The organism is Acinetobacter sp. ANC 4204, from assembly GCF_002135205.1.
In the GTDB taxonomy this organism is placed as follows: domain Bacteria; phylum Pseudomonadota; class Gammaproteobacteria; order Pseudomonadales; family Moraxellaceae; genus Acinetobacter.
The window spans coordinates 50298-69049 of record NZ_NEFZ01000003.1 but is presented as its reverse complement, the minus strand read 5'-3'; the positions used below and the strand labels follow the sequence as shown (position 1 = coordinate 69049).

Below are 18752 nucleotides of genomic sequence, written 5' to 3'. Positions count from 1 at the left end.
GAGCTATGAGTTGAGTTTCAATTGTCATGGTCTCACCTTTGGTGATAGGTATATGGGGGAATGTGCAGTACTTGTGACAAAAAAATCCTCGATTCTAGCCGATTCACATGGCATAGTTTCCCAAAGAAATCTTTGAAAAGCATGAATCTATGAGCTTAAACACGCAAATTCTAATTGCAGCGATCTTTGGGGTCATCTTCGGGTTTGTTTTAAATCTATTTCCTGAAACCGCTTTTTTAGAAATGAGTTTGTATGGAATTGGAGTGGTCAGTAGTATTTTTATCGGTTTATTAAAAATGCTTCTGATTCCCCTCATTTTTAGCTCAATTGTGGTGGGGGTATCCAACTTACAGGCGGGCGGGCAGCTCTCCCGTGTTTGGAAAATTACGGTGGCATGCTGTGTCACCACCACGACATTGGCCTTGATATTGGGTTTAAGCTGCGCGCATTTATTTGAAGTCGGCAAAGGTGTCGATATCGCGATGTTCCAAGATGCCATGGCGAATCATCAAACTCCAGATACCCTCACTCCATCTTCGTTCTTCACCAACTTTATTCAAAATACGTTGATTAACCCGTTTAAAGCTTTTGCCGAAGGCAATGTTTTGGCGGTGGTGGTTTTTGCGTTGTTCATAGGTGTGGCACTGGTTAAAGGTGGAGAGCAATTCCGTACCGTGCGTAAGCTGAGTCAGCAGTTCTTTGACATCATGATGCTGATGATTGGGTGGGTGATGAAGCTTGCACCACTAGGAATTTTTGCCTTACTTGCCAAATTGATTGCCACTGAAGACATCTCGGTATTGAGCCGTTTGGCCGAGTTTGCGGCTGTGGTAACAGGCACCACCATTTTTCATGGTCTGGTGGTTTTGCCGCTATTGCTGTGGATTTTTGGCAAGATGAATCCGATCACCTTTTTTAAAGGCACGCGTGTGGCCTTAATTACTGCTTTTGCCACCAGTTCAAGCTCGGCGACTATGCCTTTATCACTGAAATGTGCGCAAGAAAATCTCGGTGTACGTCCGCAAACGGCGGGCTTTGTGATTCCATTGGGGACGCAGCTCAATATGGATGGTACTGCACTATATGAGGCGGCGGCAGCTTTGTTTATTGCCAACTTGATGGGACTCGATTTGACCTTGAGTCAACAGTTGGTGGTGTGTCTGACCGCGATGATTGCTTCTTTAGGAGCTCCCGGGATTCCGAGTGCAGGTATGGTCACCATGATTATGGTCTTGCAGTCTGTCGGGCTTCCTGCGGAAGCGATTGCGATTTTATTGCCGATTGATCGCTTACTGGATACTGTGCGTACCGTGGTCAATGTACAAGGCGACATGATGATTAGTGTGGTGGTCGATCGACATACCCAAGATCTGGATGCACCTTTACCGAATTTATCAAATTCATCTTAAGTCTTGCTCTAGAATAAAAAAGCAGCCGATTGAGCTGCTTTTTTATTTTGGATTTAAGCGACTTTGAGCATGGCACGTTTTGCCGCAGGGGATTGGTCTAAGTAGGTAATCGCATCTTCTGTTTTGGCTTCGTGTACAGGGTCATACCATGGCACCAAATAGCCGAACTGTTGTGACACTAACCAGAGCGGGCTTGGTAGTACTTGATGATTCCGCTTGGAAATAGAGAACCATTCACGCCAAATCCAAGGTTTAAACAGACTGGGTTGAATCGACTTAAAGCGGTCATCTTGTTTCATAATATGGGCTGCACCATCGACCCATAAACCGAGAACGGCAGCAATCACGACGAGACTCAAATAATAACGTGCAATATAGCCACCGCCTAAATGTCGGTACAAATCAAATGCGACGGTACGGTGTTCAATTTCTTCTGCGCCGTGCCATTTCACTAAGTCCAGCATAGCAGGGTCTGCGCCCATTTTCTCCCATTCAGTGTTATACAGTGCATATTTGCCAAGTACGCAGGTCATGTGTTCCACCGTCGCAATAATGCCAAGTCGAAACAGATCCCACTGGTGTTCAAGTGCTTTGGGTACAGTTAGATCAAGGGGTTTATCGGCCAGTAATTTTCCAAATAAGAAATCCATAAACTCTAGATTACGGGAGACATCAATCTTTCTTTGGCTGAGATACTCTTTATTGGCTGAGTTGTGTGCTTGCGCATGCATGGCTTCTTGGCGGATAAAGGCTTGTACATCTTGCTTCAGCTTTTCATCGCTAATTTGCGGTAAGACTTTGTTGTAGAGGCGGCAGAACCAGAACTCACCTGCGGGTAGGATCATATTAATTTCATTGATGAAATAGCTGGCAAAAGGTTGGTTGGGAATCCAATCAATCGGGCTGTCTTGCCATTCAAATTTAACTTTGCGGGGCTTAATGGTGTAGGCAATCGAGGAGCGAATTTTGTTTTTTTTCAATCGAGACCATAATTTCATATGCTGACCTATTTTTATATGTGTTGAACTTTTTCACGAGTTGAATAAATTCAGTATAAAAAAAAGTCCCCGATTGTGATTAGCAATAGGGGACACAGATACAGCAATAGATGATGCTTTTATCGAATGGTGTTTAAAACTTAAGCCTCAGACTGTGGTTTGGCCTCAACATCGCCTTTAGTTTCAATATGATCTTCAGCGTCAATATCCATAGCGACTTCAGTATCTTCATCGAATTCGTCTGCATCCAGCTCATCGGCTGTCGCATCTGGAATGGTGCTTAAGTCAAAGTGTTGGGCTTGGTCTAACGTAAAATTGAGGCGTCCGCCCATCACACTCGCCAGTTCTTCTAGGCCTTGTTTGTTGAGGGAGGAGAATAATTGAATCGAGAAATCAAGTTTCATCTTTTTCAATTGGGCTTTAACTTCTTGTAATGCTTTAGAGGCAGGGCCACGGTTGAGTTTGTCGGACTTGGTGAGTAGTACATGCACAAACAATTTACGCGAATAAGCCCATTCCAACATCATCACGTCAAAGTGCTGTAGCGGATGACGAATATCCATCAACAAGACTAAACCTTGTAAGCTTTTACGTTGAATTAGGTAGTTTTCTAACTCTTTTTGCCACACGATTTTCATCGCTTCAGGCACGGCTGCATAACCATAACCGGGTAAGTCGACCAGACGTTGGTCAGGATTCCCTAGACTGAAAAAGTTAATCATCTGGGTGCGACCTGGTCTTTTCGAGGCACGAGCCAATTGCTTTTGGTTGGTTAAGGCATTGATAGCACTAGACTTACCTGCATTTGAACGACCCGCAAAGGCAATTTCATAACCTGTATCTTCAACACAAAGATTGAGCTTCGGGGCACTCATTAAAAACTCTGCTTTACGCAACCAGTTGAGAGCGCGCACAGCATATTCAGTAACTGCAGAATCTACCTTTTTTTCATAGCTAATTTTTTGCTTTGGGGCAGCAGCAATCTTACTGTTTTTGGATTTTCCTCGGCTGTGGTGCATAACTCAACTTCAATTTATGATCTACAATCAGCCATTATAATAGAAGTCGGGCAGGCAATCGACCTTTGCAACATAAAGTCGGCAATCTTGTCGAGAAAAGACTTCAGTCTACAAGATTGATCAAGCTAATCGGGGAGTGTGTTGCAAACTTATTCTGCGAAGGGGTACCAAGCACATCAGCTAGGGTGTATTGGTCTAAGCTGTTGTAAAACTCATCTAAGGCATTATCTAAAATACCTTTCAGACCACAGTTAGAGCGGAGTACACAGGGCGGGGTATTGCATTCAACTATGTTTTGATCGGCTTGTAAAACCCGCACAATCTGCCCTAGTCTTAAATGTAGGGTTTCTGGGTTGAGTCGAATCCCACCACCACGACCGCGTGCGGTAATAATCCATTGCTGCTTTGCCATAAAATGCACGATTTTCATCAAGTGATTTTCAGACACTTGAAGTGCTTGAGCCAGTTCTGCAATGGTATGTGGCAGCGCTTTCGGCTGAGAGACATACATCAGAATTCGCAAAGCATAATCTGTAAATTTATTGAGCTGCATGAGGGTATTAATCGTCGATACGCAAAAAACAAAGGGCTAGTCTAGCATAACCTGACTAACCCACTCTATTTTATGCCGATGGCATCAGTTAGTGATGAACACCACCTGTACCAAAAGCTTCACTGTGGATATTTTCGGCAGGAACACCACGGGCAATCAGAGCTTTTTGTTGCTCAGCCATAAATGGCATTGGACCACATAAATAATAATCTGCTTGCGTTGGTAGGATCGCACTATCAATGGTACTCAAATCAAGACGACCTTTCGCATCAAAGTCTTGACCTAAAATATCACTTTGATGTGGAAACTCGTAAGCAGTAAAGGTACTTAGGCGAGGGTACTTCGCTTTTAAGTCATGAATGTGCTGTTTCATGGCATGCACTTGTTTACTACGACATGCATGAATGAAGGTTACAGGCTCAGGCATATCTAAAGTCACCAATTGATTCAGCATTGCCACCATTGGGGTGAGACCCACACCACCACTAATAAAGACATTACGTTTGTTTGGATCAATCAGGTAGAAGTTACCTGTTGGTGCAGAGACTTCAATTTCGGCACCAACGTCCAGACCATGTAGAGTATTTGAAACCCAGCCTGCAACCAAGTCGCCTTTTTCATCTTCACGTTTAACTGAGATGCGTAAATAATCTGCTTGAGGACTCGTTGAAAGGGTGTATTGGCGTGGTTGTTTTAGGCCAAGTTCTTCAACAAATACACGTACTGAAATGTACTGACCCGCTTCATATTGTGGTAAATCACCACCGTCTACAGGGGCAAGATAGAAAGACGTGATTTCTTCACTTTCAACCACTTTTTTCGCGATTTTAAAGTTGCGCCAGCCTAACCAACTTCCTTTGGTTTGTTGATGCTGTTCATAAATTGCCTTTTCGGTGCTAATGAATAAGTCAGCCAACTGACCATAAGCAGCAGCCCACGCACCAATTAAAGGGTCTTCCATTGAAATACTTAAAACTTCGCTGATGGAATGTAGCAGATTTTCCCCAACAATATTGTAATCAGGAGCTTGAATATTCAAGCTCACATGTTTATGTGCAATCAGCTCAACCACTGGAAGCAATACTGAAGGATCTTCAATGTTTTCGGCATAAGCTAACACTGCGCCAGCCAAAGCTTGAGCTTGAGCACCGCTGCGTTGGTGACCCATATTAAAGGTTTCTTTTAAAGCAGGGTTATTACCTAACATGCGGTTATAAAAATAACCTGTGAGCGCGACACCGTTTTCACGGAGGACAGGAACAGTTGCTTTTACAAGGTCAATTTGCTGCGGAGTCATGGTTGATCTCTCTTGGCTATCATTTATAAGATGTATTAAAAATATACCTTTAAAGATGTAATGTAAATACATCTTTATGCTAAAAGGATAAAATATTTTCAGGCATATAGAAATTTTTTTGATGTGATGGTGAATTCTTTAACATTTTAAATATCTTAGATTGCTCTTTTGGGATGTTTATTATTGCGCCTATAGGAATGTTTTATATTTCTATGAAACATTATATGGAATTGATGTTTCATTTAGCGTTTCTTCAACTGATTACGTAGATTTTCTTTAGTGTTCAATGGTGACAAGGCGTGAGGTATTAATTCATTAAGAGGTCTTTTTATTATTTGATTATGAATAGCGATGTCGAAAAGCATAGGGAGTTTCGCCTGTCCATTTTTTAAAGGCGCGAGCAAAAGAGTTCACTTCTTGAAAACCGAGTAGATAAGAGACCTCACTAGGGCTAATTGAGGAGCAGGTGAGATAGTGTTCGGCTAGAGCTTGGCGCGTGTTATCCAAAATGCTTTGGAAGTTGGTCTGCTCTTCCTCTAAAAGTCGTTGTAAGCTACGCTTACTGAGCGCCAGTTTTTCTGCGACATCCTCAATTCGGCTAAATCCAGCAGGTAAATTTTCTAGTAAAATTGTTTTTACTTTTTCTTGGGTTTGCACCGCATTGTTTAAATTCAGCAGATTTTGTCTGAGATTGGGCTCAAAAAATGCCCACATGGTTGGGTTTGCTGTCAAGAAGGGTTTGGTGCAGTCTACGTGTGAAAAACTGATCGAAATTTTTGAGCCTTTCTTTGGGGTGACACCAAAGTAGTCTCGATAGGGCGCGAGTTGTTCGGGGAGCTCAGGTAAAGTGATTGCTAGTGGTATAATATGGCTACGCAGGCATAATCGTGCCAACTGCGTAAAAAAGACCAATTCTGTCAGTATCAGACTTTGGGGAATGGCTGCGCCGACTTGATAGAACTCAATGTCTAAGCGCATTTGCTGAGCATCGGTCGCTGTATTTAGATGAATAGGACCAATCAATTTTTTAAACAGCGCTATGCGTTCCAAAGCAACGCTTAAATTGGGGCTGCATATACACGCAAAAATGGCGGGATCGAAAAGTTCTACTGAGAGCATTTGCCCGATTTTAAGCGGTAAATGCTCAATATTTGCAATATGCTCAACAGCTTCCCAAAATTGAAAATAATGTTGTGGTGTGAGTTCCATTTTTTCACGGTTAAACGCATCTAATGGCAGGGCAGCTTGTCGAACTACATCTTCAGGTCGGATGCCTAAATCGATCAAAAAAAGCCTCCAATTAGGTTGCAGTACAAACTTTGTTGCATATTTCATGGCGGCAACCCCTGCATTAGATATTGCGATTTCATGTGAATGAGTCGCTGGCTTTATTTAACGACTGACATGACCATCATATCGAAAATACGATCCCCAAACCATTTGCGCACAAAAATCATGAGTTTGGCATACTTGCCACCCACATATCGGGTCTTTGGTTGCTTTGCATTAACGGCTTTTATCAACATATCGACCACGACTTGTACATCTGAGAGCTCACCTTTACGCACCGATTCATTGGTAGCATGGGCAACCGATTGCGCCATGTGGGCATAAGCACCTGTACCTGAACGTGAGAGCATGGGTTGGAGCATGACGTCGGCAAATTCAGTATTAATCGCACCGGGTTCGATCACAACCACATCAATATTAAAAGCTTTCAGCTCTAGACGTAGGCAATCTGACCAGCCTTCAACAGCATGTTTACTGGCATGATACCAACTGCCGAGCGGCGTATAAATTTTGCCACCCATAGAGGAGATGTTGATGATGCGCCCTTTATTTTTTTGGCGCATGGCGGGCAAAACTTGTTGGGTCAATTCAGCCATGCCAAACAGATTCACTTCAAATTGATAGCGGGCGTCTGCAATCGACGTATCTTCCATGGCACCGTATAAGCCAAATCCTGCACAGTTAATCAGGATATCGACACCTTGGGTTTCTCGTTCAATCTGTTGGATGACTTGATGAATATCTTCAGATCGGCTGATGTCCATTTTTAATGTACGAGCGCCGAGTATTTTTAGCTCATTCATTGCTTCAAGACGACGTGCTACAGCATATACGAGGGCGCCTTGTTGTAATAAGGCGCGTGTAAATGCTCTACCCATGCCTGATGATGCGCCTGTAATTAATACCACTTGTTCTTGGGCTTTATTCATTTCACTATCCTCAATACTTTGTTGATCTAACTTGATGATTGAATTTTAGTGATTGAGTCCAGCTTTCTGACATCCGATCATGCCAAGTTATATGCAGATGACGTCATGTTGTAATGGAGTATTTAATCGTCGTACATAAAAAACGTCACCAAAAATTGGTGACGTTGAATGAAGGTTGTAAGCAGTTAGGCGCGCATTACTTACCAAAAATAGACCCTAAAATACCACGCATAATTTTCTGTCCAGTACTGCCACCCAGACTACGTGCTGCACTTTTGGCAAAGGTTCCGACTGTGTCTTGAATTAGCTTCTCACGCTGTTTAGCTGAGCGCTCAGCTTCTTTTTGCTGTTCTTTGGCAACACGCTCCTGTTCACGCGCTTGTTGTTTGGCAATTGCTTCCGCTTCTTTGGCTTGTTGTTTTGCGAGCTGCTCTTGTTCTTTGGCTTGTTGTTTTTCTTGCTCTATCTGTACCGCTTGTTGTTGGCGTTCAGCGACTTTGTTTTGTAACAATTCAAAGGCACTTTCGCGGTCTAATGTTTTCTCATAAATGCCAGCGACAATACTTTGTGAGATTAAGACCTGACGTTGTTCAGGGCTAATCGGGCTGAACGATGAGTAGGGAGGCATGACCCATGCACGTTCTACAATTTGCGGTGTACCTTGCTCATCAAGGCAGCTAATCAGCGCTTCCCCGACAGCTAGTTCGGTAATGGCTTGTTCAACCTTAAATTCAGGATTGGCACGGAAGGTATCTGCTGCTGTTTTTACAGCCTTTTGGTCTTTTGGGGTGAAAGCACGCAACGCATGCTGAATACGGTTACCCAACTGCCCCAAAACGCTTTCGGGTAAATCAAGAGGATTTTGGGTGACAAAGTAGATCCCCACACCTTTAGATCGAATTAGACGGACCACCTGTTCAATTTTTTCTTGTAGTGCTGCACTGGCATTATCAAACAATAAATGCGCTTCATCAAAGAAGAACACCAGTTTAGGCTTGTCCATATCACCCACTTCAGGGAGCTGTTCAAACAGTTCGGAGAGCATCCACAATAAAAAGGTTGCATACAACTTCGGCGTATTCATCAGCTTGTCTGCAGCTAAAATATTGATATAGCCGTGTCCATTACTGTCGGTTTGAATAAAGTCGAGAATATTTAAGCTAGGTTCACCAAAGAATTGATCACCACCTTGGTCGGCTAGAGCCAGTAAATTGCGCTGAATGGCACCAAGACTAGCAGGCGATAGATTGCCATATTCTGCTTTAAACTCAGCAGCATGTTCGCTGACATAGCTAATCATGGCTTTTAAGTCTTTAAAGTCGATCAATAGTAGACCTTGATCATCCGCAATACGAAACACCGCAGAAAGGACACCTTCCTGAGTATCATTTAAATTCAGCATGCGCGCTAGAAGTAATGGGCCAATTTCTGTAATTGTTGTACGAATAGGATGACCTTGTTCAGCAAATAAATCCCAAAACACTACAGGGGATGCGGCAAACGGAATACTATCAATACCTAAGCTTTTGATACGTTCATCAAACTTAGGATTGGCTGTTCCTGCTTGGGCTAAGCTTGAAACATCACCTTTGGCATCAGCCAGAAACACGGGTACACCGAGTCGTGAAAAACTTTCAGCTAATACTTTTAAAGTGATGGTTTTGCCTGTCCCTGTTGCACCAGCAATTAAGCCATGGCGGTTAGCAAATTTTGAATGTAGAACCACGTCTTGTTGGGTATCACTGGTTTTTTTTGCAATGATAATCGGTGTACTCATATTTCTTCCTATTCGGTTTTCTTGTGATGGCTATTCAATTGTTTTAGTGCGTTTTCTATATCTTGAATTAAATCGTTAGGATGTTCCAGTCCTATACAAAAGCGAACCAATAAACCTTGTTGTAAATGTGTATGTTCAAGCAGACGCATGTCTTTGAGATCATAGAGCATCACTAAACTGACGGGACCACCCCAGCTAAAACCCAGTTTAAACAAAGACAAGGCATCACAAAAATGACGAATATCTTGTAAGTTAAACTCTGGTTTAAAAATCACACTGACCAAACCTGCACTGTGTTGTTCTATGCAAATATCTTTCCAAAAGGAGTGACCTGCAGTATTCGGATCTGCTGGGTGTAAAACTTGTACAAATTCAGGTCGTTGCTTTAGCCAAGTGAGGAGTTGTATTGCACTTTGCGACTGTGCAGCATAGCGAACACGCATCGAGGCCAGACTGCGCTGCACTTGAGCAACATCATCTCCCGATACACAAATGCCTTGAATGGCATGCATTCGAAATAATTGATGGTGCAAATGTTGCTTACGTGTGACCACAGAACCCATCAAGATATCACCGCCACCGCTGGGGTACTTGGTTAGGGCATGTACGGTCATATCGACACTTAAATGTGCATCACTAAAATCAAAAGCATTAAAGGCAAGACCTGCTCCCCAAGTATTATCCAAAGCGGTGAGTATGTTATGTGCTTGTGCCTTTTTAACAAGTCCAGCTAAATTGGGAAACTCTAAAGTGACTGAGCCTGCTGCCTCTAACCAGATTAGTTTTGCTTTTTCCGTTGGCTGAAATGAGTTCACATCAATGGCGTTATAGACTTTGACCGTAATGTCATAGCGCTTTTCCAGATTGCGCAGATGCTCCATGTTCGGACCGTAAATATTGTCTGCAACCCAAACTTCATCACCCTGACTGAGAAAACATGAATTGACTAGATTAATGGCGGATAAACCACTGGGTGCCAGTAAGCAATATTTACCCCCTTCAATTTGTGCAATGTTATCGCCCAATGTGAATGTGGTAGGAGTGCCATGGGTGCCATAACTGTAATCATATTCATCTGTCCAATGGCGATTAAATAGTGCATCGGTATTTTTAAAAATGATCGTTGATGCACGATAGAGGGGAGGTTGAATGGTTGAAATGGATTGCGGGGCTTGTCTTGGTGCATGGATTAAAGCGGTTTGCGGATTTTTCTTCACGAATCGACTCAACATAAAGCGCTAAATTGTTTTAGCTTAAGAGAAAGTGATGAAATAGGCTAGAAAATTGAGTAAATGTAAGTAAAGCTCAGCAAAATAAAAAAGTTGGCTTCAATTTTGCTAAACCATCTGAAGAGATAGCATAAAAGAAGGCTTAAGCGCATGAAGTCGCATTTAAAAGTACATTATTTTCAGCATATTGCTGGTGAAGGGTTCGGTAGTTGTTATGAATATTTGAAAAAGCAAGGTGCTGTTATAAGTGCAACGGAGTTTTTTGCATTACCCGTTGATCAGGCTCTGGAAATTGAAGCTTTACCCAACATTGAAGATGTGGATTTACTTATCATTATGGGGGGAACAATGAGCGTTAATGATGAAGTAAATTATCCATGGCTAAAGATAGAAAAACGTTGGTTACGTCGGTATTTGGCATCAGGTAAACCTGTCATTGGGCTATGCTTAGGGGGGCAGTTGATTGCAAATGCACTTGGGGCTGCTGTGAGTCGAAATGAACAACAGGAACTAGGTTGGACAACAGTACGGAAAATTCAACATGTGCCAATAGAATGTTTTGAGCTACCAGAACAATTTAATGTAATGCAATGGCATAGTGAAACGTTTGAAATTCCTAAAGGGGCTATTCATTTGGCAGAAAATACCATCTGTCGTAATCAAATGTACCAAATTGGCAAAAACGTATTGGGTTTTCAGTTTCACCCAGAAATCACACCTGAAACATTAGACTTGTTTTTAGAGAATGATGATGAGTTGAGTAAATTTTCAGGGCGTTATGTCACCGCGGAAACAGAATTGAAAAAAACACCTAAATTAAATTTTATTGAAGGAAATCAGATTCTTAACAGGGCTATTGAATATGTGCTCCGACAAACAATATATTGATGATTTTTTAAGCTACTGAAAATGCAAACAAATTGAAAATATTGTAAAAACTCGAAAATCAATTTGCTTATGCATTAAACAATGGCTATAATGAGCGACCCTTTAATGAAAGGGGGTTGGCTACGAATAAAGTAGTTAACATCGTGACAGTCGTGGCATCGATCATGACCTTAGTGATATTTCACTGCTCTTGACACTTACCTTAAATAGTGGGGTGAGATGCGTCAAGAGTGATTCTTTATATATTTGGCTTGGAGTTTACTGGTATGTCTAACCAGAGAATTCGTATCCGTCTTAAGTCTTTTGATCACCGTCTAATTGATCAATCAGCTCAAGAAATCGTAGAAACAGCAAAACGTACTGGTGCACAGGTTTGTGGTCCAATTCCAATGCCTACACGCATTGAACGTTTTAACGTTTTAACATCACCACACGTTAATAAAGATGCGCGTGACCAATACGAGATCCGCACTTACAAACGTTTGATCGACATCGTTCAACCTACAGACAAAACTGTAGATGCATTGATGAAGTTGGATCTTGCAGCTGGTGTTGATGTTCAGATCGCATTGGGTTAAGGCTTTCGGGTTAATTAACTCTCTAAGTTAATTAGGTCGCTTTTTTAGAGGTTTATGCACATGGCTATTGGTTTAGTCGGTCGCAAGTGCGGTATGACACGTATCTTTACAGATGCTGGTGTTTCTGTGCCTGTTACAGTGATTGAGGTTGATCCTAACCGCATCACTCAAATCAAAACGCTTGAAACTGATGGTTATCAAGCGATTCAAATCACTACTGGTGAACGTCGCGAATCTCGCGTAACTAACGCTCAGAAAGGTCACTTCGCTAAAGCGGGTGTTGCTGCTGGTCGTTTAGTTCAAGAATTCCGTGCAACAGAAGCTGATCTTGAAGGTCGTGAAGTTGGTGGAACTATCGGTGTAGACTTGTTTACAGTGGGTCAAGTTGTTGACGTAACTGGCCAGTCGAAAGGTAAAGGTTTCCAAGGTGGTGTTAAGCGTTGGAACTTCCGTACGCAAGACGCAACTCACGGTAACTCAGTTTCTCACCGTGTTCTAGGTTCTACAGGTCAAAACCAGACTCCTGGTCGCGTATTCAAAGGCAAAAAAATGGCTGGCCATTTAGGTGCTGAACGCGTAACTGTACAGGGTCTAGAAATTGTATCTATCGACGCAGAACGTTCAGTTTTAGTAGTAAAAGGTGCGATTCCTGGCGCTACTGGCGGTGACGTAACTGTTCGTCCTACGATCAAGGCCTGAGGGGAAATAACGTGAATTTAAATACTGTTTCCGGCTCTGCTGTTGAATTATCAGAAGTTGCGTTCGGTCGTGAATTCAATGAAGCTCTTGTACACCAAGTTGTTACCGCTTATTTAGCTGGTGGCCGTCAAGGTTCAAAAGCTCAGAAATCACGTGCAGACGTTTCTGGCGGTGGTAAAAAACCATTCCGTCAAAAAGGTACTGGTCGCGCTCGTGCGGGTTCTATTCGTAGCCCAATCTGGGTAGGTGGTGGTAAAACTTTTGCTGCTCGCCCACAAGATTGGTCTCAAAAAGTTAACCGCAAAATGTACCGCGGTGCAATGCAATGTATCTTAGCTGAACTTGTTCGCCAAGATCGTCTAGTATTAGTTGAAGAGTTTGCTGTTGCTGCTCCAAAAACTAAAGAGTTGCTTGCAAAACTTAACGACTTGAATGCTACTCGCGCATTGATCGTTACAGAAGCTGTAGATGAGAATCTATACCTTGCAGCGCGCAACATTCCACACGTTGATGTGGTTGATGCTGCTGCTATCGATCCTGTTAGCTTGATCGCGTTCGATAAAGTTGTTATGTCTGTAGCTGCTGCTAAGAAAATTGAGGTAGAACTCGGATGAACAACGAACGTATCTATCAAGTCCTACAAGGACCTGTATTCTCAGAAAAAGCACAAGTTTTAGGTGAAACTGCTGGTGTTCAAGTTTTTAAAGTTGCACTTGATGCAAACAAACTTGAAATCAAAAAAGCGGTTGAGCAATTGTTTGGTGTTCAAGTTGTTAAAGTTAACACAACGATCACTAAAGGTAAGACTAAACGCTTTGGTAAAACATTAGGACGTCGTTCTGATGTTAAAAAAGCATACGTCACCCTGAAAGCTGGCCAAGATGTTGAAATGGCTGACTTGGGCGATACCGCTGAAAGCGCAGCGGAATAAGGACGAGAATTATGCCAATTCAAAAATGTAAGCCAACGTCTCCTGGACGTCGCTTTGTAGAGAAAGTCGTTCACGACCATCTTCACAAAGGCGCGCCTTATGCTCCGTTGGTTGAAGCTAAAAAACGTACTGGTGGTCGTAATAACAACGGTCACATCACGACTCGTCACGTTGGTGGCGGTCACAAGCAGCACTATCGTCTAGTTGACTTCAAACGTAACAAAGATGGTATTCCTGCAACTGTAGAGCGTATTGAATACGATCCTAACCGTACAGCACACATTGCACTAGTATTGTATGCTGATGGTGAGCGTCGCTACATCATCGCGCCTAAAGGCCTTCGCGCTGGCGATAAAGTTCAATCTGGTAACGATGCACCAATTCGTCCAGGTAACTGTTTACCGCTTCGCAACATGCCTATCGGTTCTACTCTTCACAACATTGAACTTAAAATTGGTAAAGGCGCGCAATTAGCTCGTTCTGCTGGTACTTCAGTTCAGTTGTTGGGTCGTGACGGTTCTTACGCCATCGTTCGTTTACGTTCTGGTGAAATGCGTAAAATTCACGTTGAGTGCCGTGCAGTTCTTGGTGAAGTTTCTAACCAAGAAAGCAACCTTCGTTCACTTGGTAAAGCAGGTGCAGCACGCTGGCGTGGCGTTCGTCCTACCGTTCGTGGTATGGCGATGAACCCAGTAGATCACCCGCACGGTGGTGGTGAAGGTCGTAGCAAAGGTATTCAACCTGTAAGCCCATGGGGTCAAAAAGCTAAAGGGTACAAAACACGTACCAATAAGCGTACGACTAAGATGATTATTCGCGACCGTCGCGTTAAGTAACAAGTAAAGGAATCTGACAATGCCTCGTTCTCTGAAAAAAGGCCCATTCGTCGATGCGCACTTGTTCGCTAAGGTTGAAGCGGCTATCGCGGCTAATAACCGTAAGCCGATCAAAACTTGGTCGCGTCGTTCGATGATCCTCCCAGATTTTGTTGGTTTAACAATTTCTGTACATAATGGCCGTAACCATGTTCCAGTGATCGTATCTGAACATATGGTTGGTCACAAACTTGGTGAATTCGCGCCAACTCGTACCTATCGTGGTCACGGTGTTGACAAGAAATCTAAACGTTAAGGTGCTATGATGGAAGTTACTGCTAAATTACGCGGTGCCGCTATCTCGGCACAAAAAACTCGTTTGGTTGCAGACCTAATCCGTGGCAAATCTGTTGCTCACGCGCTTAATATTCTTAACTTTAGCAACAAAAAAGCTGCAGTTTTGGTTAAAAAAGCATTGGAATCTGCGATTGCAAACGCTGAACACAATAACAGTTTAGATGTAGACGACCTTAAGGTTACTACGATTTACGTTGATGAAGGCACTAGCCTTAAGCGTATTATGCCACGTGCTAAAGGCCGTGCAGATCGTATTACTAAGCGTACTTGTCACATTACCGTTAAGGTAGGGGTTTGATATGGGTCAGAAGGTTCATCCAATCGGTATCCGCCTTGGTGTTGTAAAACGTCATAACGCCAACTGGTATGCGAGTCCGAAACAATACGCTGAATACTTGCTTAAAGATCTTCAAGTTCGTGAGTTTTTAACTAAAAAACTTAAGAATGCGATGATCAGCAATATTCTTATCGAACGTCCTACGGGCGCTGCTAAAGTAACAATTAGCACTGCACGTCCTGGTATCGTGATCGGTAAAAAAGGCGAAGATATTGAGAAATTACAGCGTGAACTTACTCAGATTATGGGTATTCCAGCGCAAGTAAGTATCAATGAAATTGATCGCCCAGACTTAGACGCTCGTTTAGTTGCTGAAGCAATCGCTTCTCAATTAGAAAAACGTGTAATGTTCCGTCGTGCTATGAAGCGTGCGGTTCAAAACACAATGCGTGCTGGTGCTAAAGGTATTAAAGTTGAAGTATCAGGCCGTTTAGGTGGTGCTGAGATTGCTCGTACTGAATGGTATCGTGAGGGTCGTGTACCTTTGCATACACTTCGTGCAGACATCGACTATGCAACTATGCGTGCTGAAACGACTTACGGTACCATTGGTGTTAAAGTTTGGATCTTCCGTGGTGAGATCTTGGGTGGCATGAAACAAGTCATGAACCCAGCTCCAGCTGAAGAACGTCCAGCTAAACGTGGTCGTGGTCGTGGTGAAGGTCAAGAGCGTCGTGGTCGTCGCAATGATCGTTCTGCTGAAAAAGGAGAATAATCCATGTTACAACCTAAACGTACTAAATTCCGTAAAGTGCAGAAAGGCCGTAACACTGGTCTAGCTCACCGCGGTAGCTCGGTATCTTTTGGTACAATCGCACTTAAATCTGTTGAGCGTGGTCAAATGACTGCTCGTCAAATTGAAGCAGCGCGTCGTACAATCAGCCGTCGTATTAAACGTGGTGGTAAGATCTTTATCCGTGTTTTCCCAGACAAGCCGATTACTTCTAAGCCTCTTGAAGTGCGTATGGGTAAAGGTAAAGGTTCTGTGGAATACTGGGTTTGCCAAATCAAACCAGGTAAAGTCTTGTACGAAATTGATGGTGTTAACGAAGAATTGGCTCGCGAAGCGTTTACGCTTGCAGCTGCTAAACTTCCGTTTAAAACCACTATCGTGACTCGGACGGTAATGTAATGAAAACTAAAGATCTACGTGAAAAGTCGGTAGAAGAGTTGACAGCTTTGCTTGATGAGCAACAGCTAAACCAATTCCGTCTTCGTATGGCAAAAGCAACTGGTCAATTGGGTAAATCGCATGAAGTTGCGCTTACTCGTAAGACAATTGCTCGTATCAAGACACTCCTTACCGAAAAACAGGGGAACGGACAATGAGTGAACAAACAGTTCGCACGTTAACCGGCAAAGTAGTAAGCGACAAGATGGACAAGTCTATCGTAGTACTTATCGAACGCCGCGTTCAACACCCGTTGTATGGCAAATCAATCCGCCGTTCAACTAAATTACACGCTCACGATGAGAACAACACAGCTAAAACTGGCGACGTTGTGACTATCAAAGAAAGCCGCCCAATTTCTAAAACTAAGTCTTGGACTCTAGTTGAAGTTGTTGAAGCTGCTGCTGAGTAATTAGACGTATCTGTTGCATCATCGGTTAATTTCGAGTACTCTTTGAGCCTTTCGAAATTGTGACCGGTGATGCTCGGTTTTGGAGTAGGGCAATGATTCAAACCGAAAGTATGCTAGACGTAGCAGACAATAGTGGTGCTCGCCGCGTACAATGTATTAAAGTACTTGGTGGTTCACATCGTCGTTATGCTTCTGTTGGCGACATTATTAAAGTTACTGTAAAAGAAGCTATTCCACGCGCACGTGTTAAAAAAGGTGACGTGATGAATGCTGTAGTTGTACGTACAAAATTCGGTATCCGTCGTCCAGACGGTTCAGTGATTCGTTTCGACGATAACGCTGCTGTTATTTTGAACAACAACAAAGCGCCGATTGCAACTCGTATTTTCGGACCAGTGACTCGTGAACTTCGTACTGAACAGTTCATGAAAATTATTTCACTGGCTCCTGAAGTTCTATAAGAGGCAATCATGGCTAAGATTAAAAAAGGCGATCAAGTAATTGTGATCGCAGGTAAAGAAAAAGGCAAACAGGGTACTGTTCTGTCTGTTTCAAATGACCGTGTTATGGTTGAAGGCCTTAACTTGGTTAAGAAGCATCAAAAGCCAAACCGTGCAACAGGTGCTGAAGGCGCTGTCGTTACACAGGAAGCTTCGCTTCATATTTCTAACGTGGCAATTTTTAATGCTACAACCCAAAAGGCTGACCGTGTTGGTTACCAAGTGATTGATGGCGCGAAAACTCGTGTTTATAAATCAAATGGTGAATCAGTGGCGGTAGCGAAGTAATAGGTTGAAAAGGCAATGGCCAGACTTAAAACGCGTTACAACGACGAACTTAAGGCTCAATTACAAGAGACTTTAGGCGTTAAAAATGTGATGGATATTCCTCGCATTACTAAAATCACGATCAACATGGGTGTTGGCGCAGCTGCTGCTGACAAAAAACTCCTTGATGGTGCTCTTGCTGATATGCAAGCTATCGCTGGTCAAAAACCAGTTCTTACATTAGCTCGTAAATCAATCGCGGGTTTCAAAATCCGTGATGGTTGGCCGATTGGTTGTAAAGTTACTTTACGCGGCGAACGTATGTACGAATTCTTAGACCGTTTGATCTCGATTGCGATCCCTCGTATCCGTGACTTCCGTGGTTTCTCTTCGAAATCATTTGATGGTCGTGGTAACTACTCAATGGGTCTTAAGGAACAAATTATGTTCCCTGAAATCGATTTTGATAAGATTGATCGTATTCGTGGTATGGATATTACCATCACTACGACTGCTCGCACCGATGACGAAGGCCGTGCGCTTATGCGTGCATTCGGCTTCCCGTTCAAATAAGAGGTCGATATGGCTAAGAAAAGTATGATTAATCGCGAATTGAAACGCGAAGCTACTGTTGCTAAATACGCTGCAAAACGTGCTGAATTAAAAGCTGTTATTGCAAACGTAAATGCAAGCGACGAAGAGCGTTTCGAAGCGATGATGAAATTACAAGCATTACCACGTAATGCATCTCCAGTACGTTTACGTAACCGTTGTGGTTTAACTGGTCGTCCTCATGGTTACTTCCGTAAGTTCGGTTTAAGCCGTAACAAATTACGCGATACAGTAATGCAAGGTGATGTACCGGGCGTTGTTAAGGCAAGCTGGTAAGGAGCACTATAGATGAGTATGCAAGATACCGTTGCCGACATGTTAACTCGTGTTCGTAACGCACAAATGGCGAAGAAGCAAACTGTTTCTATGCCAAACTCTAAGTTGAAGGTTGCAATTGCAAATGTTCTTCAACAAGAGGGTTACATTTCAAATGTAGAAGTTGCTGATGCTGAAGGCAAAGCGACGCTTACTTTGACTTTAAAGTATTTCGAAGGCAAACCAGTTATCGAAACTGTGAAACGCGTAAGCCGTCCTGGTCTACGTCAGTATCGCGGTAAAGATGCACTTCCAAGCGTTAAGCAAGGTTTAGGTATTGCAATTGTTTCTACAAGCAAAGGCATCATGACTGATCGCGCTGCACGTGCTGCAGGTATCGGTGGTGAAGTTATTGCTTTTGTTTCTTAA

Annotated in this window: 25 protein-coding genes and 1 pseudogene; 18 read left to right on the top strand and 8 right to left on the bottom strand. The window is 43.0% G+C overall.

The window, feature by feature from the left end; all coding sequences use genetic code 11:
* The first annotated feature begins 149 nt into the window (after positions 1-149).
* The gene (locus tag B9T36_RS07900) at positions 150-1409 is read left to right on the top strand and encodes a dicarboxylate/amino acid:cation symporter (protein WP_086208964.1); all 1260 of its coding nucleotides are present in this window, start codon (positions 150-152) and stop codon (positions 1407-1409) included.
* A gap of 53 nt (positions 1410-1462) precedes the next feature.
* On the opposite strand, the gene B9T36_RS07895 is transcribed toward B9T36_RS07900, so the two are convergent.
* The 8 genes from B9T36_RS07895 to B9T36_RS07860 form a co-directional block, all read right to left on the bottom strand.
* Positions 1463-2407 carry a metal-dependent hydrolase gene (locus B9T36_RS07895; RefSeq protein ID WP_086208963.1) on the bottom strand — a complete coding sequence of 315 codons (945 nt, stop codon included), beginning with the start codon at positions 2405-2407 and terminating at the stop codon, positions 1463-1465.
* A 140-nt stretch (positions 2408-2547) separates the two neighbouring features.
* The gene (yihA, locus tag B9T36_RS07890; RefSeq protein WP_086208962.1) at positions 2548-3426 is read right to left on the bottom strand and encodes a ribosome biogenesis GTP-binding protein YihA/YsxC; all 879 of its coding nucleotides are present in this window, start codon (positions 3424-3426) and stop codon (positions 2548-2550) included.
* Between the two features lie 103 nt (positions 3427-3529).
* Entirely contained in the window at positions 3530-3979 is a 450-nt protein-coding gene (locus tag B9T36_RS07885) for an RrF2 family transcriptional regulator (protein ID WP_086208961.1), read from the bottom strand.
* A gap of 88 nt (positions 3980-4067) precedes the next feature.
* A complete protein-coding gene (gene hmpA, locus B9T36_RS07880; protein WP_086208960.1) occupies positions 4068-5276 on the bottom strand; it encodes an NO-inducible flavohemoprotein in 1209 nt (402 codons plus the stop codon).
* Positions 5277-5615: 339 nt separating this feature from the next.
* Positions 5616-6563 carry an AraC family transcriptional regulator gene (locus B9T36_RS07875; RefSeq protein ID WP_228146986.1) on the bottom strand — a complete coding sequence of 316 codons (948 nt, stop codon included), beginning with the start codon at positions 6561-6563 and terminating at the stop codon, positions 5616-5618.
* Positions 6564-6664: 101 nt separating this feature from the next.
* Complete coding sequence (locus B9T36_RS07870) at positions 6665-7495, bottom strand: oxidoreductase (RefSeq protein ID WP_086208958.1); 831 nt, start codon at positions 7493-7495, stop codon at positions 6665-6667.
* Between the two features lie 196 nt (positions 7496-7691).
* Entirely contained in the window at positions 7692-9272 is a 1581-nt protein-coding gene (locus B9T36_RS07865; protein ID WP_086208957.1) for a helicase HerA-like domain-containing protein, read from the bottom strand.
* A gap of 8 nt (positions 9273-9280) precedes the next feature.
* A complete protein-coding gene (locus B9T36_RS07860; RefSeq protein ID WP_416202557.1) occupies positions 9281-10504 on the bottom strand; it encodes a PLP-dependent transferase in 1224 nt (407 codons plus the stop codon).
* A gap of 147 nt (positions 10505-10651) precedes the next feature.
* Between B9T36_RS07860 and B9T36_RS07855 the strand changes: the two genes are divergently transcribed.
* The 17 genes and pseudogenes from B9T36_RS07855 to rpsH all read left to right on the top strand — a co-directional run bounded on the left by B9T36_RS07855 (position 10652) and on the right by rpsH (position 18752).
* Complete coding sequence (locus B9T36_RS07855) at positions 10652-11389, top strand: type 1 glutamine amidotransferase (protein WP_086208955.1); 738 nt, start codon at positions 10652-10654, stop codon at positions 11387-11389.
* Positions 11390-11655: 266 nt separating this feature from the next.
* A complete protein-coding gene (rpsJ, locus tag B9T36_RS07850) occupies positions 11656-11967 on the top strand; it encodes a 30S ribosomal protein S10 (RefSeq protein ID WP_000070912.1) in 312 nt (103 codons plus the stop codon).
* Between the two features lie 60 nt (positions 11968-12027).
* The gene (rplC, locus tag B9T36_RS07845) at positions 12028-12666 is read left to right on the top strand and encodes a 50S ribosomal protein L3 (protein WP_086208954.1); all 639 of its coding nucleotides are present in this window, start codon (positions 12028-12030) and stop codon (positions 12664-12666) included.
* An 11-nt stretch (positions 12667-12677) separates the two neighbouring features.
* On the top strand, positions 12678-13280 hold the full coding sequence (gene rplD, locus B9T36_RS07840; RefSeq protein WP_086208953.1) for a 50S ribosomal protein L4: 603 nt from the start codon (positions 12678-12680) through the stop codon (positions 13278-13280).
* The gene (gene rplW / locus B9T36_RS07835; RefSeq protein ID WP_004691323.1) at positions 13277-13597 is read left to right on the top strand and encodes a 50S ribosomal protein L23; all 321 of its coding nucleotides are present in this window, start codon (positions 13277-13279) and stop codon (positions 13595-13597) included. The genes rplD and rplW overlap by 4 nt, the downstream gene beginning before the upstream one ends.
* An 11-nt stretch (positions 13598-13608) precedes the next feature.
* Positions 13609-14433: a 50S ribosomal protein L2 gene (gene rplB, locus B9T36_RS07830; RefSeq protein ID WP_004691322.1), complete on the top strand. Its 825-nt coding sequence runs from the start codon at positions 13609-13611 to the stop codon at positions 14431-14433.
* A 19-nt stretch (positions 14434-14452) separates the two neighbouring features.
* Complete coding sequence (gene rpsS, locus B9T36_RS07825; protein ID WP_004281508.1) at positions 14453-14728, top strand: 30S ribosomal protein S19; 276 nt, start codon at positions 14453-14455, stop codon at positions 14726-14728.
* A gap of 9 nt (positions 14729-14737) precedes the next feature.
* Positions 14738-15067: a 50S ribosomal protein L22 gene (rplV, locus tag B9T36_RS07820; RefSeq protein ID WP_004691320.1), complete on the top strand. Its 330-nt coding sequence runs from the start codon at positions 14738-14740 to the stop codon at positions 15065-15067.
* A gap of 1 nt (position 15068) precedes the next feature.
* Positions 15069-15885 (top strand): annotated as a pseudogene (rpsC, locus tag B9T36_RS07815) (30S ribosomal protein S3).
* Positions 15825-16238 (top strand): 50S ribosomal protein L16, encoded by a 414-nt coding sequence (gene rplP, locus B9T36_RS07810; RefSeq protein ID WP_004691317.1) that lies wholly within the window; start codon positions 15825-15827, stop codon positions 16236-16238. Before rpsC ends, rplP begins: the two are co-directional and overlap by 61 nt.
* The gene (gene rpmC / locus B9T36_RS07805) at positions 16238-16435 is read left to right on the top strand and encodes a 50S ribosomal protein L29 (protein ID WP_004650482.1); all 198 of its coding nucleotides are present in this window, start codon (positions 16238-16240) and stop codon (positions 16433-16435) included. Before rplP ends, rpmC begins: the two co-directional genes overlap by 1 nt.
* Positions 16432-16689, top strand: coding sequence for a 30S ribosomal protein S17 (gene rpsQ / locus B9T36_RS07800; protein WP_004691314.1), 258 nt, complete (start codon positions 16432-16434; stop codon positions 16687-16689). Before rpmC ends, rpsQ begins: the two co-directional genes overlap by 4 nt.
* Positions 16690-16781: 92 nt before the next feature.
* The gene (gene rplN, locus B9T36_RS07795; RefSeq protein WP_004657680.1) at positions 16782-17150 is read left to right on the top strand and encodes a 50S ribosomal protein L14; all 369 of its coding nucleotides are present in this window, start codon (positions 16782-16784) and stop codon (positions 17148-17150) included.
* A gap of 9 nt (positions 17151-17159) precedes the next feature.
* The gene (gene rplX, locus B9T36_RS07790) at positions 17160-17477 is read left to right on the top strand and encodes a 50S ribosomal protein L24 (protein WP_086208951.1); all 318 of its coding nucleotides are present in this window, start codon (positions 17160-17162) and stop codon (positions 17475-17477) included.
* Between the two features lie 15 nt (positions 17478-17492).
* Positions 17493-18029 carry a 50S ribosomal protein L5 gene (gene rplE, locus B9T36_RS07785; protein ID WP_086208950.1) on the top strand — a complete coding sequence of 179 codons (537 nt, stop codon included), beginning with the start codon at positions 17493-17495 and terminating at the stop codon, positions 18027-18029.
* A 9-nt stretch (positions 18030-18038) separates the two neighbouring features.
* Positions 18039-18344: a 30S ribosomal protein S14 gene (rpsN, locus tag B9T36_RS07780; RefSeq protein ID WP_005180266.1), complete on the top strand. Its 306-nt coding sequence runs from the start codon at positions 18039-18041 to the stop codon at positions 18342-18344.
* Between the two features lie 12 nt (positions 18345-18356).
* Complete coding sequence (gene rpsH / locus B9T36_RS07775) at positions 18357-18752, top strand: 30S ribosomal protein S8 (protein WP_004691308.1); 396 nt, start codon at positions 18357-18359, stop codon at positions 18750-18752.

What these genes read in the sequence shown, in the direction of transcription:
- B9T36_RS07900 (WP_086208964.1), top strand. Translation starts at nt 150, where the DNA reads ATGAGCTTAAACACGCAAATTCTAATTGCAGCGATCTTTGGGGTCATC.
- rpsN (WP_005180266.1), top strand. Translation starts at nt 18,039, where the DNA reads ATGGCTAAGAAAAGTATGATTAATCGCGAATTGAAACGCGAAGCTACT.
- B9T36_RS07855 (WP_086208955.1), top strand. Translation starts at nt 10,652, where the DNA reads ATGAAGTCGCATTTAAAAGTACATTATTTTCAGCATATTGCTGGTGAA.
- rpsS (WP_004281508.1), top strand. Translation starts at nt 14,453, where the DNA reads ATGCCTCGTTCTCTGAAAAAAGGCCCATTCGTCGATGCGCACTTGTTC.
- B9T36_RS07870 (WP_086208958.1), bottom strand. Translation starts at nt 7,495, where the DNA reads ATGAATAAAGCCCAAGAACAAGTGGTATTAATTACAGGCGCATCATCA.
- rplX (WP_086208951.1), top strand. Translation starts at nt 17,160, where the DNA reads ATGGCTAAGATTAAAAAAGGCGATCAAGTAATTGTGATCGCAGGTAAA.
- rplV (WP_004691320.1), top strand. Translation starts at nt 14,738, where the DNA reads ATGGAAGTTACTGCTAAATTACGCGGTGCCGCTATCTCGGCACAAAAA.
- rpmC (WP_004650482.1), top strand. Translation starts at nt 16,238, where the DNA reads ATGAAAACTAAAGATCTACGTGAAAAGTCGGTAGAAGAGTTGACAGCT.
- rplE (WP_086208950.1), top strand. Translation starts at nt 17,493, where the DNA reads ATGGCCAGACTTAAAACGCGTTACAACGACGAACTTAAGGCTCAATTA.
- rplW (WP_004691323.1), top strand. Translation starts at nt 13,277, where the DNA reads ATGAACAACGAACGTATCTATCAAGTCCTACAAGGACCTGTATTCTCA.
- yihA (WP_086208962.1), bottom strand. Translation starts at nt 3,426, where the DNA reads ATGCACCACAGCCGAGGAAAATCCAAAAACAGTAAGATTGCTGCTGCC.
- rpsH (WP_004691308.1), top strand. Translation starts at nt 18,357, where the DNA reads ATGAGTATGCAAGATACCGTTGCCGACATGTTAACTCGTGTTCGTAAC.
- B9T36_RS07865 (WP_086208957.1), bottom strand. Translation starts at nt 9,272, where the DNA reads ATGAGTACACCGATTATCATTGCAAAAAAAACCAGTGATACCCAACAA.
- rplB (WP_004691322.1), top strand. Translation starts at nt 13,609, where the DNA reads ATGCCAATTCAAAAATGTAAGCCAACGTCTCCTGGACGTCGCTTTGTA.
- B9T36_RS07895 (WP_086208963.1), bottom strand. Translation starts at nt 2,407, where the DNA reads ATGAAATTATGGTCTCGATTGAAAAAAAACAAAATTCGCTCCTCGATT.
- rplC (WP_086208954.1), top strand. Translation starts at nt 12,028, where the DNA reads ATGGCTATTGGTTTAGTCGGTCGCAAGTGCGGTATGACACGTATCTTT.
- B9T36_RS07860 (WP_416202557.1), bottom strand. Translation starts at nt 10,504, where the DNA reads ATGTTGAGTCGATTCGTGAAGAAAAATCCGCAAACCGCTTTAATCCAT.
- hmpA (WP_086208960.1), bottom strand. Translation starts at nt 5,276, where the DNA reads ATGACTCCGCAGCAAATTGACCTTGTAAAAGCAACTGTTCCTGTCCTC.
- rpsJ (WP_000070912.1), top strand. Translation starts at nt 11,656, where the DNA reads ATGTCTAACCAGAGAATTCGTATCCGTCTTAAGTCTTTTGATCACCGT.
- rpsQ (WP_004691314.1), top strand. Translation starts at nt 16,432, where the DNA reads ATGAGTGAACAAACAGTTCGCACGTTAACCGGCAAAGTAGTAAGCGAC.
- B9T36_RS07885 (WP_086208961.1), bottom strand. Translation starts at nt 3,979, where the DNA reads ATGCAGCTCAATAAATTTACAGATTATGCTTTGCGAATTCTGATGTAT.
- rplP (WP_004691317.1), top strand. Translation starts at nt 15,825, where the DNA reads ATGTTACAACCTAAACGTACTAAATTCCGTAAAGTGCAGAAAGGCCGT.
- rplN (WP_004657680.1), top strand. Translation starts at nt 16,782, where the DNA reads ATGATTCAAACCGAAAGTATGCTAGACGTAGCAGACAATAGTGGTGCT.